We start from the raw sequence: 14,503 nt of genomic DNA, 5'->3' as shown, positions 1-14,503 counted from the left end.
GGCCGTTGAAGACGCAAAAAAATGACGCGGACCGCGAGGCGCAGGTCAGGCTGGCTTTTTGCCTGCAAATAAAACATGAAATCACCCCTGCGGATATTGCGCAGGTGATGGGCATCACGGAAAAAAACTATCGGATTCGTCTCGGGCGTCTCAATCTGGATGATAAAATTGTCAGCAAGCCGTCTGCCAGTGAAACGGCTTTGCAAAGATTGCAGGCAGAACTCAATAAATTAATTGATGGCGATGATTTGCCGGACAAAAGCAAGGCTGAAGCCCTGATGGCACTGGCCAAGGCTGTGAAAACCGTTGGCGAGCTTGTTGCTGAAACACAGACTGCTGAAGGGGACACGGTGACATCCGTTGCAAGCCTTCACGAGGTTCGACAGGCGCTTATCCGCATAGACAGGAGAATTGAAGATCTTGCTCAAAGGCGCGCGCGGGACATCTTGGGGCGCGGACTTGACGCAAAATCAGATATTGGCAGCGGATTGTGAATGGCTGATCAGGGCGCGTGATGCGCAATTGCCACCATTTGGTGACTGGCGGACTTGGCTTATTCTGGGCGGACGTGGCTCGGGAAAAACGAGGGCAGGGGCGGAATGGGCATCGGGGATGGCATTGGGATTGGCACCTTTCTCGCAGAAAGCATGCGGACATATTGCGCTGGTCGGCGAAACTTTCGCCGATGCGCGTGAGGTGATGGTCGATGGCCCTTCCGGCATTTTATCGGTGTCGCGCATTTCGCGTCCCCGTTATGAAACAACGCGCAGGCGACTGCTGTGGGACAATGGGGCCGTGGCGTCTCTTTATACATCAGAAGATCCAGATGGCTTGCGTGGGCCGCAGTTTGATGCCGCATGGTGCGATGAGCTTGCAAAGTGGAAAAACCCGCAAGCCACATGGGACATGCTGCAATTCGGGCTTCGACTGGGAGACTTCCCACGTCAGGTGGTGACTACAACACCGAGGGCAGTGCCATTGTTGAAGGCGCTGATGACAGACAGTTCTGTAACCATGACGCATATGCGCACCGCGGAGAATGCAGCGCATCTGGCTGTTGGCTTTATGGAGACTATCAATCAACGCTATGCGGGAACCCGCCTTGGACGACAGGAACTCGATGGCGAATTGATTGAGGAGCGCGCAGGCGCTTTGTGGTCGCGTGAGCGGATCGAACAGTGTTTTGAACCCAAAGCCCCTGAGCTTGAGCGTATTCTGATCGCTGTTGATCCGCCTGCATCATCCAACAAATCGTCGGATGCCTGCGGAATCGTTGTGGCCGGGATTGATGAAAATGGCTTTGCGCATGTGTTGGCTGATGAAAGCATGAATATGGCCAAGCCGCATCAATGGGCGCGGCGTGCAATCGCACTTTATCATTCTTATGAGGCCGATGCGATTTTGGCCGAGGTCAATCAGGGCGGTGAAATGGTTGCCGCCGTTCTGTCGGCCGAAGATGCCACCGTTCCGGTGCTGATGCGGCATGCATCGCGCGGCAAATGGCTGCGCGCCGAGCCGGTGGCGGCCCTTTATGAACAGGATCGTGTTCGTCATGCAGGACGCTTTGCAGCACTTGAAGATGAAATGTGTGATTTCGCACCCGAAGGTCTGTCCACCGGGCGCTCGCCGGACCGTCTTGATGCCCTTGTCTGGGCGCTGACCGAACTCATGCTCGGTCACGACCGAAAGCCGCGTATCAGGCGTTTCGGATAACATTTACACTGATTGGAGAGCCGATATATGGCGTGGAATTTGCCGTGGCGTAGAAATGCCGGGAAGGCAGCCTCATATTCTGATGCGGGACGTGAGCGCAAAAACACGAATGGCTTTGTGGCCCTTCATATGGAACGCGGACCATCCTGGATAGCGCGGGATTTTACATCATTGGCGCGCGAAGGGTTTATGCGTAATCCGGTGGTGCATCGTTGCGTTCGGCTGATCGCCGAAGCGGCCAGCAATGTGCCGTGGCTGCTTTATGAGGGCACGACCGAGCATGAAGTTCATCCGCTGCTTGATCTTGTGGCGCGCCCCCAGAGTGGTCTGGATGGAAGCAGTTTTTTTGAACGGCTTTATGGCCATTTGCTGATTTCAGGAAATGCTTATGTGGAGCGTGTTGCTCTTCCAAGCGGAAACAGCGAGTTGCATTTGCTCAGGCCTGAAAGGGTGACGCTAGAAACATCGAATGATGGATGGCCGCAATCGCTGGTCTATCGTTCAGGCAATACAAGCCGAGTGGTGTCTCTTTCAGGCGAGGCATCCTCTGGCCTGCATCTGAAACTGTTTCATCCACTGGATGATCATTATGGTTTTCCGCCGCTTGAAGCGGCTTTAATGGCGCTTGATCTGCATAATGCAGCAGGTGCCTGGAACAAGGCTCTGCTTGATAATTCCGCACGGCCTTCCGGCGCGTTAGTCTACGCACCAAAAGATGGTGGCAATCTGACGGAAGAGCAGTTTGATCGCCTGAAAACCGAGCTTGAAGAAGGCTACACAGGGGCCTCAGGGGCGGGGCGACCATTGCTTCTTGAAGGCGGACTGGACTGGAAAGCCATGGGCTATAGCCCGCAGGATATGGATTTTATCGAAGCCAAAAATGGTGCCGCACGCGATATTGCGCTGGCATTTGGCGTGCCGCCGATGCTGCTCGGTATTCCGGGTGATAACACATATGCAAATTATGCCGAAGCCAATCGCGCCTTCTATCGCCTGACTGTTCTGCCGCTGATCAACCGGACTGCCAAGGCCTTTGGCTGTTGGCTGGGCCCACTGTTTGGCGGCGATCTGCGGCTAGAGCATGACATTGACCAGATCGAAGGGTTGTCGCTCGAACGGGAGTCGCTCTGGCGGCTTGTGTCAGAAGCCTCATTTCTTAGCGATGACGAAAAACGCGATGCGGTTGGCTATCAGCTGCGCGCAGAAAGGAGAGTGCCATGAGTAATCTGAGTGATACCGTAATGACATCCGATGCAACATTGGTTTGGTTTGCCAAGATTGCCGGAGCGGTTGCCGGTTCTGCCGTGTCACTTGCCTATATGCTGCCCAAAGGAAAACGCGAAGCTGGCATTCGCTTTGCGGTGGGAATCATCTGCGGTATGATCTTTGGCGGTGCCGCAGGCGTTAAAATAGCGGAAACACTCTCGCTTGAAGCCCTTCTTGGCCGAGCTGAACTGATGCTGATGGGGTCGACGGCTGCAAGCCTTGCTGCATGGTCGGTGCTTGGCATTCTGAAGCGCTTTGCCGAGCGGGTGAAGCATGCGCCGCTTCAGGGGCTTATAACGTCTCAAAGGAGCGGGAATGATAAAGCCTGATCTCAAACTGGAAACCAAGCGTGCTTCACTTGCGCTCAGTGATGTCGAAATGGACGGGAGTTTTTCCGGCTATGCCAGTATTTTCGGCCTGCCTGATCTTGGCAATGACATTATTGAAAAAGGTGCTTTTGCAAAGTCGCTGTCGACCCGGAGATCGTCGGGTGTGCGGATGCTCTGGCAGCATGATGCGGCCGAGCCGATCGGTGTATGGACAGATATTCGCGAGGATGCGCGTGGTCTTTATGTGGAAGGCAGGCTTGCCAAGGGTGTGGCGCGCGCACGCGAAGCACTGGAGCTGATGCGGGCAGGCGGGCTTGATGGACTGTCCATCGGCTTTCGCACCGTGAAGGCGCGCAAGGATGCACGCACGGGCCTGCGCCATATTGTTGAAGCGGATCTCTGGGAAATCTCGGTGGTGACGTTTCCGATGCTGCCACAGGCGCGCATCAACAATCTGAAAGCGGATTTGCCAACAGTCAGAGAATTTGAACGTTGGCTCACGCGGGATGCGGGGTTAAGCCGTTCCGCTGCACGTCTGGTGATAGCCAAAGGCTATTCAGCACTTGCAGCCTTACAAAGCCGGAATGAGCGGGACGCTCTCAACTCGGGCGATACAGGCCTTGCACAGCGTATGCGTGCCGCCTGCAAGATGATGTCTTTTAACTAAATCAGGATCAAAATGAACAACACTCATAAAGTCCAGCTCGAAACCAAGAGCGTGGAAACAAAGGCGCTTGGCGCCAATCTGGGCAATGATGGCGATGTGTCGGAAGCCTTCGATGAATTCATGGCCGCTTTTTCGGCCTTTCGTGAAGCCAATGATGAGCGGCTGAAAAAAGTCGAAAAGAATACGAGTGTCGATGTGCTGCTGCGCGAAAAGGTTGATCGTATCAACCACGCGCTCGACGAGCAGAAACAGGCGCTTGACCAATTTGTTCTGAAAACTGCACGTCCGCAACTGGGCAAATGTCCGGTTGTCGAAAACCGCGAACACAAGCAGGCTTTCGATGACTATGTACGCCGTGGCGATGAACAGGCGATGCGCGGTATTGAGCAGAAAGCGCATTCTTACGCCTCTGGGCCGGATGGCGGTTATCTTGTGCCAGCAGAGCTTGAAACCGAAATTGGCCGCAGGCTGGTTGTGTTGTCGCCGATCCGTGGCATTTCAAGCGTGCGCCAAGTTTCTGGTGCTGTGCTCAAAAAGCCGTTTTCGGTGAGCGGCCCGGCAACAGGCTGGGTCGGTGAAACTGATGCTCGCCCACAGACAGCTTCGGCCAAACTGGCAGAACTGCAGTTTCCAACTATGGAAATCTACGCGATGCCGGCGGCAACATCTTCGCTTCTCGATGATGCTGCCGTTAATGTCGAGCAGTGGATCGCCGAGGAAGTGGAAGCAGCCTTTGCCGAGCAGGAAGGCGAGGCCTTTATCAGCGGCAATGGCGTCAACAAGCCAACGGGCTTTTTGAGCTATGATACGGTCGAAGACACAAGCTGGGAATGGGGCAAGATCGGTCATATCGAAACGGGTGTTGCAGGTGCGCTGCCAGCAGCCGATCCGTCTGACAAGCTGATCGAACTTATCTATGCGCTGAAAGCCGGATATCGTCAGAATGCCAGTTTCGTTATGAATCGCAAGACTCAGAGCGTGCTGCGCAAGCTCAAAGATGCAGACGGAAATTACCTCTGGCAGCCGCCCTCGGCTGTTGGCGAGAAAGCGTCACTGATGGGCTTTGGTCTGGTTGAGGCCGAGCATATGCCGGATATTGCAGCCGACGAAACGCCAATCGCTTTTGGTGATTTTGAACGGGGGTATCTGGTTGTGGACCGTATTGGTGTTCGCGTTTTGCGCGACCCATACTCTGCCAAACCATATGTGCTTTTTTATACCACCAAGCGCGTTGGCGGTGGTGTTCAGGATTTTGATGCGATCAAGCTTCTGAAGTTTGGAGCCTGATATTTGCATCAACAAGCATCGTATCCGAAAGCGGAATCATGTTTTCGGGATGCGCATTTCGCAGCGGCTTTGCTGCATTTCTGCTTAACGACCCTGCCGGTTTTGGCAGCTAGATTCAATTCGCAAACACGTTGAATCTTTTTCTGGAATGCCATTCGTAACTATCTGATTTGAGAGTTATTTTAAGGGGAAATAAATGACAATGTTTCTTGTCACGCCGCCGGTACTTGAACCGGTGACGGTCGCGGATGCGCGTGCATTTTTAAGAATTTCAACGGACAGCGAAGATGACATTCTTCGCCGTATTATCAAGACAGCACGTGAACTGGTCGAGGCTGATACAGGGCTGGCTCTTATCGACCAAACTTGGCGGTTGCGCGTTGATCGCTGGCCGCGTTCGGGTCGGTTGGCTCTTTTCAAGTATCCGGTAAAGGCTGTGACCGCTGTCGTCGCATATCGCTGCGACGGAACTGCAATCAGCATGGAGCCCGAAGAATTCATGCTCCAGCATGGACGCCGCCCCCAGCGTGTTTACATGGCACAATATCCTGATGCGCAGTCGTTTTGCGGTCTTGAAGTCGACTTCATTGCGGGCTTTGGCGAAACGGGTGTCGAGGTGCCTGACGCCCTCAAGCAAGCCATACTCACGTTGAGCGCGCATCTCTACGAGAACCGCGCTGGTCTTGATGGCGCAACATCAGAGCTTCCGCCGATGGTTGGGCAGATGGTCGATAGTTGGCGGCGCATATCTCTATGAACAACGTCCTGTTTATTGATCCAGGCCAGCTCACCGTAGAGCTGGCTCTGGAAGCCATGCATCCGATTGCCGACGGCATGGGCGGCTATCGCGAAACATGGGTGGAAGTATCAACCGTTTGGGGGCGCATTGAACCAATAACCGCCAGTCAACGCGATTTCGGCACCCGGCCACGCCCGGAAATAACCCATCGTATCTTGGTGCGCCATCGTGAGGATATTTCATCCGACAAGCGCTTCCGAAAAGGGGGGCGTGTTTTCTTGCTGCGTTCCGTACGCGATCCGGATGAAAGCGGACGCTATCTGATTTGTCTGGCAGTGGAGGAAGGGCGGTGAACGTAACCATGAAATTAACGTTTGATGGCCTCGTGCGTGCGCTTCGGTTCAAACAGATAGCGCTGCGCGAGGAAATTGCCACCTGGGGATCTGGCAGTCGAGGCGACAAAGAAAAGCTGATTGGGGAACACAATGAAGAGCAGCGCGGCAGCATTGCAGAAAGCACTTTATGAGGCCTTGAAGAACGACGGCGAACTCATTGAAACGCTTGGTGGAGAACATGTTTATGACCATGTCCCACCAAAAACCGCGTTCCCTTATATCACGCTTGGCGAGACACTGACGAAGGATTGGAGCACGGCGAGCGAGCTGGGCGGGGAGCATTTTCTCAACATTCAGATATGGGCGCGCGAGTCAGGCCGCAAACGCGTTTTGGAGATTGCCGGGCGCATCGCTACGCGTCTTGATGAACAACCGCTCGCAGTCAACGGCCATCGCATCGTCAATCTTATGTTGACCGAAGTGCTAGCCCGTAACACCGACGGGTTCGGGAGTTATCTCGGCACCATGCGCTATCGGGCCGTAACAGAACCCGTAATTTGATTCAGGAGCCATATATGACAGCTCAACGCGGCAAGGACATCTTGCTGAAAATTGCGCATGGCGCAGGGCAGTTTGAAACCTGTGCCGGCCTGCGCACCAAACGCATTGCGTTCAATGCGGAAACGGTCGATGTGACTGACGCCGACGCAGCCGGGCGCTGGCGACAGTTGCTGGCCGGAAGCGGCGTGCAGCGGGCCTCTGTAAGCGGGTCTGGCATATTCAAAGATGCAACGTCTGATGCTCTGATACGCAGCGTATTCTTTGATGGTGAAATTCGCAACTGGCAGATTTTACTTCCTGACTTTGGAACGATCACAGGGCCGTTTCAGATCGTGGCTCTTGAATATGGCGGCAATCACGATGCGGAAATGACCTTTGAAATTGCGTTGGAATCCGCCGGACTGATCGCCTTCGGAGAAGCGCTATGATGGTCAATCGTCATCGTGGCGAGGTTGCGGCAAAACTGGATGGTCGTGACTGGATGGTCGTGACTGGACACTCTGCCTGACGCTCGGTGCGCTGGCGCAACTCGAATCTGCTTTTGAGGCAGACAATCTTTCTGACCTGATCATGCGCTTTTCCGGCGGTAAGCTGTCTGCTTTCGATATGCAGCGCATCATCTGTGCGGGCCTTCATGGTGGTGGGCATAATGTACCGTTTGAAGACGTGGCCGAAATGCGCGCCGATGGCGGTGCCAGCGGCTATGCCCGCATCGTTTCAGCACTGCTGACGGCGACCTTCGGAACGGAAGAAAGCGATTCTCCTTCAAACCCTTGAGTGCCGCAGTTGAATCAAGTCCTTCACGTCAGCCTTTTCCCTGGAAAGAGGTGATGCGCGCTGGCTTTGGTTTGCTGCGGCTTTCTTCAAAAGACTTCTGGGCGATGACCCCACGCGAACTCAGTGTCGTTCTCGGGCCTGTCTCGCAGAGCAAAAATGCTCCTTCGCGCGCGACTCTCGACGCGCTGATGCATGCCTTTCCCGATAGGTGATTTATCATGACGGATGAAACCGTAACTGTTTCCGTCGAGGCGGATACAAGCGCATTTGATCGCGCATTGACGGACCTCGAAAAACGCTCATCAAGCTTCGGCTCAAGCCTGACGACTGCACTCAAAAGTGCAATCGTTTCCGGCAAGGGGCTTGACGATGTGCTGCGCGGCCTTGCCAGCAGTCTGGCAGGTTCGGCACTTTCGGCCGGGCTTCAGCCATTGCAAAGTCTTGGCTCATCGCTGATGTCGGGCGTACTTGGCGGTATTCGTGGCATCATGCCGTTTGCGAAAGGCGGTGTGGTTTCAAGCCCGACCTATTTCGGCATGGGCAATGGGGCGCTGGGGCTGACGGGGGAGGCCGGTGCAGAGGCGATTTTGCCACTCGCGCGCGGTGCTGATGGCAGACTTGGCGTTGCCACGGGTGGCACAGGCAGTAAGCCGGTGCAGGTGGTCTTTAATATGACGTCGCCCGATGTATCTTCTTTCCGCAAGTCCGAGGCACAGCTTTCCACCATGCTTGCAGGTGCAGTACGCCGTGGCGCACGGAGGATGTGAGATGGAAGCCTTTCACGATGTGCGTTTTCCGCTCAGCGTTTCGTTTGGTGCAACCGGTGGGCCGGAATGGCGCAATGAAATTGTCACGCTCACATCAGGTATGGAAAAGCGGAATGCGCGCTGGGCGCATTCACGCCGACACTTTGATGCGGGGACGGGGCTGCGCTCGCTTGATGATCTGAAAACCGTATTGGCGTTTTTTGAGGCGCGGCGCGGGTCGCTTCATACGTTTCGGTTCCGCGACCCGCTCGATTTTTCTTCCGCAACCGGCTGTGCTGCGCCCTCGCATCTCGATCAGGTGATTGGAACGGGCGATGGGGCCACCACACGCTTTCAACTCGTCAAACATTACGAGACATATGATCGCCCCATCCGGCGGCCCGTTGCAGGCTCTGTGGTGGTTGGTGTGGATGGCATAAGGCTGACTGAAACTGAGGCTTTCACGCTTGAGCCCGCCACTGGCATTGTCGCCTTCACATCCGGTTATGTGCCGTCTTCAGGCCAGCGGGTCAGTGCTGGTTTCCTGTTCGATGTGCCGGTACGTTTCGATACGGATCGTCTTTCGGCCAGCATCGCCTCGTTTCAGGCGGGTGAAATCCCGTCTATTCCCATCATTGAGGTCAAGGCATGATCCCTATTCCGACCGAACTTGAATCACATTTAAAGGGTGAAGTGACAAGCCATTGCTTTGCATGGCTTATCAGGCGTTCTGACACTGTCGTTCTCGGTTTCACCGATCATGATTCTGCTTTGCCTTTGGACGGTGTTTTATGTGAACCGCTCACGGGATTGAACAGCAGCGAAGCAACCACAATGCTTGGTCTCTCTATCGCCGGAGGCGAGGTCGAGGGTGCACTCTCATCGCAGCGCATCAGCGATCGCGTTATTGAACTTGGCCGCTACGATGGTGCCATCGTTGAAAGCTATCTGGTCAACTGGAATGCTCCAGATCAGCACATGCTGTTGCGGCGCTGGATAGCGGGCACCATCAGCCGCTCCGATGGACGCTTCGTAATGGAGTTGAAAGGCGCCGCTGCAGCGTTCGATGCCGTTTGTGGGCGCCGGATTATGCGCCAGTGTAATGCAGTGCTAGGCGATAACCGTTGCGGCGTGAATGGCAATGATCCGCGATTTTCTGCCGTTGGTTCAATCCTGCATGCCGATGGTGTGATGCTTGATGTTGCCGGGCTTGAGGGCTTTGGCAGTGGCTGGTTCACGCAAGGACTGCTCACATGGACGAGTGGTGAAAATGTCGGTCGGTCTGTGCGTGTTCTTATGCACAGTGGCACTAATCTAAACCTAACCGATCAGCCGGTCCTGCCTGTCACAGCAGGCGATGGTTTTCGTATCATTGCTGGCTGCGACAAGAGTTTTGCCACCTGTAAGGCGAAATTCGAAAACGGCATTAACTTCCGAGGTTTTCCGCATCTTCCCGGAAACGATGCAGCTTTTGCCTATGTCAGCGGCGGCAATGAGTATGACGGGAGCGCACTGGTGCCATGACAATCGCAGACAAAGTTTTGACCGAAGCTGAAAGCTGGATTGGTACGCCCTATCGGCATGGCGCTTCAACGCGCGGCATAAGCTGCGATTGCCTCGGACTGGTGCGGGGTGTTTGGCATGCGCTTTATGGTGAGGAGCCAGAAGATCCCGGTGCCTATGCGCCGGACTGGGCGGAGGCCGCATCTGGCGATCCGTTGCTGGAGGCGGCCAACCGGCATATGCAGCCTCGTTCCAGCTATAATCCTGAGCCGGGTGATCTGTTGATCTTTCGCTGGCGTGCCGATGTTGCGGCCAAGCATCTCGGCATTATGACCAATCAAAACCGTTTCATCCATGCCTATGAGGGGCATCGGGTAATGGCCTCTGCGCTGGTGCCGCAATGGCGGAAACGTATAGCCGGAATTTTCATCTTTCCCGAACCAAAAGGTTAAGCAATGGCGACTGTTGTTCTGCAGGCCGTGGGCGCTGCTGTCGGAGGCATTTTTGGTCCTGTGGGTGCAGCTATCGGCGCAGGTCTTGGTGCCATGGGCGGATATGCCATCGACACGGCAATCATCAATTCTACCCGTCATATGGAAGGGGCACGCCTCAATAGCGGCCGCGTGGCCACGGCAGAAGAGGGCGCTGCATTGCCATTTGTCTATGGGACAGCACGGCTTACGGGCACGCTGATCTGGGCAACCCGTTTTGAGGAAAAGAAAACCACCGAGCGCCAGGGCGGCAAGGGCGGTCCGAAAGTCACCAGCTACAGTTATTTCGGCAATGCAGCCTATGCAGTTGCCGAAGGTGAAATTGCTACTATTCGTCGTGTATGGGCCGATGGGCAGGAGCTTGATCTTACCGAGATCGAAATGCGCATTTATCACGGCACCGATACCCAGCAGCCGGACCCGCTGATTGAGGCAAAGCAGGGCACGGGCAATGCACCCGCTTATCGCGGTACGGCCTATGTGGTTTTCGAACGCATTCCGCTTGATACTTACGGAAACCGATTTCCGCAGTTTCAGTTTGAGGTTCTGCGACCGGTTGGAGAACTGGCACAGAATCTTCGTGCCATCGCGCTTATTCCGGGGTCAACTGAATTTGGTCTTTCGCCTGATCCGGTTACGGATCGGGTCTTCTTCGGTGAACGCCGCACACTCAACCGCAATGCAAAGCGCGGTCGTAGCGACTGGACGGTGGCCATGGATGAACTGCAAGCGCTGTGCCCTCAATTGCAACACGTGGCTATCGTTCTGCCGTGGTTTGGCGATGATCTGCGTGCAGCATCATGTAAAATTCGCCCCGGTGTCACGCATCAGGCGTCGCTGTTATCAAGCCTGACATGGAAGGTCGAGAATGTCACGCGCGCGCAGGCGCATTTGATTTCGACGAGCGGCAAGGGCGCGGCCTATGGCGGAACGCCATCCGATCAGAGCGTGATCAGTGCCATCCGCGATGCGAAAGCGCGCGGTCTTAAAGTCACATTATATCCTTTTATCATGATGGATATTGCGGCTGATAATCAGTTGCCGTCTCCCTATGGTGGAATTGGGCAATCGGTCTATCCATGGCGCGGACGTATCACCTGCCATCCGGCAATCGGTGAAACAGGTTCGCCAGATACAACGCCTGAGGCGGGAAGTCAGGTTGAGGCTTTCGTCAATGGAACATGGGGTTACAGACGTTTTTTGAATCATTGTGCAAATCTTGCGGTACGGGCCGGTGGAGTCGATGCGTTTTTGCTGGGATCTGAATTGCGCGGCCTGACAAGCATTCGCGATGCTCGAGAGAACTTTCCATTTGTCACGCATCTTTGTGCGCTCGCCGGTGAAATGCGTGTGAAGCTTGGGGCGGGTTGCCGCATCAGTTATGGCGCAGACTGGACCGAATATTTTGGTTATCAGGCACAGGACGGAACCGGCGATTTTTATTTTAACCTCGACCCGCTCTGGTCGCATCCGGCAATAGATGCCGTTGGCATCGACAATTACATGCCGCTTTCCGACTGGCGAGATAGTGATCTTCGCGGCGGCAATCCCGATGGTTTCGAGGGGCCCTATGATCTTGATGGACTGCTACAGAGTGTTGAGGCACGTGAAGGTTTCGACTGGTATTATGCCAACAGTCAAGACCGGGATGAGCGCAAGCGCACACGCATCACTGACGGGCTTGCGGGGAAGCCATGGGTCTATCGTTACAAAGACACTCGTGCATGGTGGAGCAATCCGCATCATAACCGGATTGATGGTGAGGAGGTTGCAGCACCGACCGGTTGGGTGCCGCAGTCAAAGCCCATTTGGTTTACGGAACTCGGATGTCCGGCAGTCGATAAGGGACCGAACCAGCCCAATGTATTTCCCGATCCAAAATCGTCGGAAAATGCCACGCCCTATTTTTCGAATGGCTCGCGCTCCGATATCGCAATGGATCGCTTCCTGCGCGCGCATTATTACTATTGGCCTCAAAATAATCCGGTCTCGCCGGTCTATGGCGGGTCAATGCTGGATATGGACCGCATTTATCTCTGGGCCTGGGATACGAGGCCTTTCCCGGAATTTCCGCTGAAAGGGGATGTGTGGGGTGATACGCCAAACTGGCGGCTGGGTCATTGGTTGAACGGCCGGCTGAGTGGCGTTGCCCTTGATGAACTGATTGCCGCAATCCTTGAGGACTTTGATTTGCCGCAAGCTGATTGTTCCGGTGCAGATGGACATTTGACCGGCTTCGTCATTTCAGAACCCTCCACAGCGCGTGGCGTGCTTGAACCTTTGGTGAATGTATTTGGCGTTCATGGTTTTGAGCAGGCGGGAACATTCGTCTTCCGCAGCATTGGACGTACCGCACAAACGCTGGATGTTGCGGACCTGTTGGTCGAGCCGCATGATGGTGATGCGCTGACCTCTGTTCTTGAAGACCAGGGCGATTTGCCCAGCGTGGCGGAGCTTTATTGCAACGATCCTCTGCGTGATTTTCAGGTCGTGGGGGCATCCGTGCGCCGCGATGCGGGACAAGGGACAGAGAGTCTCAGCCTTTCAGGTTCGATGGAAACAGGACAGGCAATGGCCCTGGCTGAAGGCTGGATGGCACGTCGCTATGCGGAGCGGCGCACAGCAAGCTTTTCATTGCCGTGGTCGGCAGCAGCGCTTCATGTCGGGGACCGGGTACGGATCGATATTTTGGGCGGTGAGCGTGATTATGTGGTGTCATCGCTCGAAGATGGTGAGGTGCGAGCGGTCAAGGCGGTGGCGTTAGCGCCCAATGTCGCCTTTGCCGACAGAGGCGAAACACCACAGCTTTCGCCGGGCGGGTCAGTTTCTGATATGAAGCCGATTTTCCATCTGATTGATGTGCCGCTCTGGCCGGGTGCGGAAGATCCCGCTGGTCAGTTTCGCATTGCTTGCCATGCCAGACCATGGCGTGGCGTGGCAATTTATGCTTCGCCTTCCGATGATGGTTTTGCCGAGCGTAATATGATTGGGGAGCGCGCGGTCATGGGAGAACTCACCGCGGCACTTGGATCAGGTCCGAGTGGACGTCTGATCGAAGCGCAGACCATAGACGTGGTGCTTTATTCGGGTGAACTGCAATCAAAGCCGATCGCACAAATTCTCAATGGTGCCAATATGGCAATGATGAAATCTCCCGATGGAAAATGGGAGGTGGTTCAGTTTCTTGAGGCCGAGGAAGTTGGACAGAATCAATGGCGATTATCGCGGCTTTTGCGCGGCCAGCTTGGCACAGAAGCGGCAAGCCGCATCGAAAAACCCATCGGAGCGCCATTTGTGCTCTTTGATGGCGGCGTACAAAGCATTGGATTGCAGGCAAATGAAATCGGGCTTGAGCTCAATTGGCGGATAGGCGCGGCAGGCAAAACCTTCTCGGATGAGTATTTTGATACTGTGAAAGTCATCGGTGGTCTGAACGCTTTGAGACCTTTAAGCCCTGTTCATCTCAGGGCAGAACGGCTTGGTAATGGTGATCTGTCGCTGCATTGGATAAGGCGCGGGCGTGTAGATGCCGATAGCTGGATGGGCGCAGATATTCCGCTGGGGGAGGACGCAGAAGCCTATCGGATTGAAATCTGGCAGGGGGAAACGCTTGTCCGAAGTTTAGAGGTGCAGACGCCATCATGGATCTATCCGAATGCTGAACGAATGGCTGAGGTTGGAGCCAACAGTTTTGAGCTGCGGATTGCGATGTTGAGCGCAAGAATAGGCGCGGGCGATTTTGCCTCAATCGAAATTCAGAATGTTTTGTGAAATGAAAGGACACGTCATGAGTGAAGACAAGCCTTGGTATCTTTCTCGCACTATCTGGGCCGGGCTGGTCGCGCTTTTTCTGTCGCTGGCTGGCGCTTTTGGCTTCATCAGCGATGCGGTGGATCATGGTGCTTTGACTGATGTAATGCTGCAACTTGCCACTGCAATTGCCGGTCTTATTACCATTTTTGGAAGGTTAGGGGCAACTTCGCGCATTTCATAATTTCATAAACCGTGATAGCAAAGTTCCGAAGATCGCCTGATACCGGAATATTGACGGATGTTTCGGAAGATATTATGCGTAAAAACAATAGTTTA

General features: G+C 54.7%; 18 protein-coding genes and 1 pseudogene. All 19 read left to right on the top strand.

Translation table 11 applies throughout. The features are described 5' to 3' along the window. Positions 1-5 precede the first annotated feature (5 nt). The 19 genes and pseudogenes from VBH83_RS03700 to VBH83_RS03610 all read left to right on the top strand — a co-directional run bounded on the left by VBH83_RS03700 (position 6) and on the right by VBH83_RS03610 (position 14,408). Positions 6-494, top strand: a complete 489-nt coding sequence (locus tag VBH83_RS03700) for a hypothetical protein (protein WP_265983191.1) — start codon at positions 6-8, stop codon at positions 492-494. After that, on the top strand, positions 478-1,713 hold the full coding sequence (locus tag VBH83_RS03695) for a DNA-packaging protein (RefSeq protein WP_265983856.1): 1,236 nt from the start codon (positions 478-480) through the stop codon (positions 1,711-1,713). The genes VBH83_RS03700 and VBH83_RS03695 overlap by 17 nt, the downstream gene beginning before the upstream one ends. A gap of 27 nt (positions 1,714-1,740) precedes the next feature. Next, positions 1,741-2,934: a phage portal protein gene (locus VBH83_RS03690; protein WP_396996423.1), complete on the top strand. Its 1,194-nt coding sequence runs from the start codon at positions 1,741-1,743 to the stop codon at positions 2,932-2,934. Next, a complete protein-coding gene (locus VBH83_RS03685; protein ID WP_265983193.1) occupies positions 2,931-3,308 on the top strand; it encodes a DUF6107 family protein in 378 nt (125 codons plus the stop codon). The genes VBH83_RS03690 and VBH83_RS03685 overlap by 4 nt, the downstream gene beginning before the upstream one ends. Further along, positions 3,295-3,975: an HK97 family phage prohead protease gene (locus tag VBH83_RS03680; protein ID WP_265983194.1), complete on the top strand. Its 681-nt coding sequence runs from the start codon at positions 3,295-3,297 to the stop codon at positions 3,973-3,975. Before VBH83_RS03685 ends, VBH83_RS03680 begins: the two co-directional genes overlap by 14 nt. 12 nt (positions 3,976-3,987) lie before the next feature. Next, a complete protein-coding gene (locus VBH83_RS03675) occupies positions 3,988-5,262 on the top strand; it encodes a phage major capsid protein (protein WP_396996420.1) in 1,275 nt (424 codons plus the stop codon). A 196-nt stretch (positions 5,263-5,458) separates the two neighbouring features. Then, positions 5,459-6,019 (top strand): head-tail connector protein, encoded by a 561-nt coding sequence (locus VBH83_RS03670; protein WP_396996418.1) that lies wholly within the window; start codon positions 5,459-5,461, stop codon positions 6,017-6,019. Then, complete coding sequence (locus VBH83_RS03665) at positions 6,016-6,354, top strand: phage head closure protein (protein WP_265983197.1); 339 nt, start codon at positions 6,016-6,018, stop codon at positions 6,352-6,354. The genes VBH83_RS03670 and VBH83_RS03665 overlap by 4 nt, the downstream gene beginning before the upstream one ends. Before the next feature lie 8 nt (positions 6,355-6,362). Further along, a complete protein-coding gene (locus tag VBH83_RS03660) occupies positions 6,363-6,527 on the top strand; it encodes a hypothetical protein (RefSeq protein WP_265983198.1) in 165 nt (54 codons plus the stop codon). Beyond that, the gene (locus VBH83_RS03655; protein ID WP_265983199.1) at positions 6,487-6,897 is read left to right on the top strand and encodes a DUF3168 domain-containing protein; all 411 of its coding nucleotides are present in this window, start codon (positions 6,487-6,489) and stop codon (positions 6,895-6,897) included. Before VBH83_RS03660 ends, VBH83_RS03655 begins: the two co-directional genes overlap by 41 nt. A gap of 14 nt (positions 6,898-6,911) precedes the next feature. Beyond that, positions 6,912-7,325 (top strand): phage major tail protein, TP901-1 family, encoded by a 414-nt coding sequence (locus VBH83_RS03650; protein ID WP_265983200.1) that lies wholly within the window; start codon positions 6,912-6,914, stop codon positions 7,323-7,325. After that, positions 7,325-7,674 (top strand): annotated as a pseudogene (locus tag VBH83_RS03645) (gene transfer agent family protein). Before VBH83_RS03650 ends, VBH83_RS03645 begins: the two are co-directional and overlap by 1 nt. Then, entirely contained in the window at positions 7,671-7,886 is a 216-nt protein-coding gene (locus tag VBH83_RS03640) for a rcc01693 family protein (protein WP_265983202.1), read from the top strand. The pseudogene VBH83_RS03645 and the gene VBH83_RS03640 overlap by 4 nt, the downstream one beginning before the upstream one ends. A gap of 6 nt (positions 7,887-7,892) precedes the next feature. Then, a complete protein-coding gene (locus tag VBH83_RS03635) occupies positions 7,893-8,441 on the top strand; it encodes a phage tail tape measure protein (protein ID WP_265983203.1) in 549 nt (182 codons plus the stop codon). A gap of 1 nt (position 8,442) precedes the next feature. Further along, the gene (locus tag VBH83_RS03630; RefSeq protein ID WP_396996414.1) at positions 8,443-9,072 is read left to right on the top strand and encodes a TIGR02217 family protein; all 630 of its coding nucleotides are present in this window, start codon (positions 8,443-8,445) and stop codon (positions 9,070-9,072) included. Next, positions 9,069-9,944 (top strand): DUF2163 domain-containing protein, encoded by an 876-nt coding sequence (locus VBH83_RS03625; protein WP_396996412.1) that lies wholly within the window; start codon positions 9,069-9,071, stop codon positions 9,942-9,944. The genes VBH83_RS03630 and VBH83_RS03625 overlap by 4 nt, the downstream gene beginning before the upstream one ends. Beyond that, on the top strand, positions 9,941-10,375 hold the full coding sequence (locus VBH83_RS03620) for an NlpC/P60 family protein (protein ID WP_265983206.1): 435 nt from the start codon (positions 9,941-9,943) through the stop codon (positions 10,373-10,375). Before VBH83_RS03625 ends, VBH83_RS03620 begins: the two co-directional genes overlap by 4 nt. 3 nt (positions 10,376-10,378) lie before the next feature. Next, the gene (locus VBH83_RS03615; protein ID WP_396996410.1) at positions 10,379-14,185 is read left to right on the top strand and encodes a glycoside hydrolase/phage tail family protein; all 3,807 of its coding nucleotides are present in this window, start codon (positions 10,379-10,381) and stop codon (positions 14,183-14,185) included. 16 nt (positions 14,186-14,201) lie between these two features. After that, positions 14,202-14,408 carry a hypothetical protein gene (locus tag VBH83_RS03610; RefSeq protein WP_265983209.1) on the top strand — a complete coding sequence of 69 codons (207 nt, stop codon included), beginning with the start codon at positions 14,202-14,204 and terminating at the stop codon, positions 14,406-14,408. Positions 14,409-14,503 lie beyond the last annotated feature (95 nt).

It is taken from the genome of Ochrobactrum sp. S1502_03 (genome assembly GCF_044435015.1).
GTDB classification, from domain to species: Bacteria; Pseudomonadota; Alphaproteobacteria; order Rhizobiales; family Rhizobiaceae; genus Brucella; species Brucella chromiisoli.
This window is presented reverse-complemented; position numbering and strand designations above follow the sequence as displayed.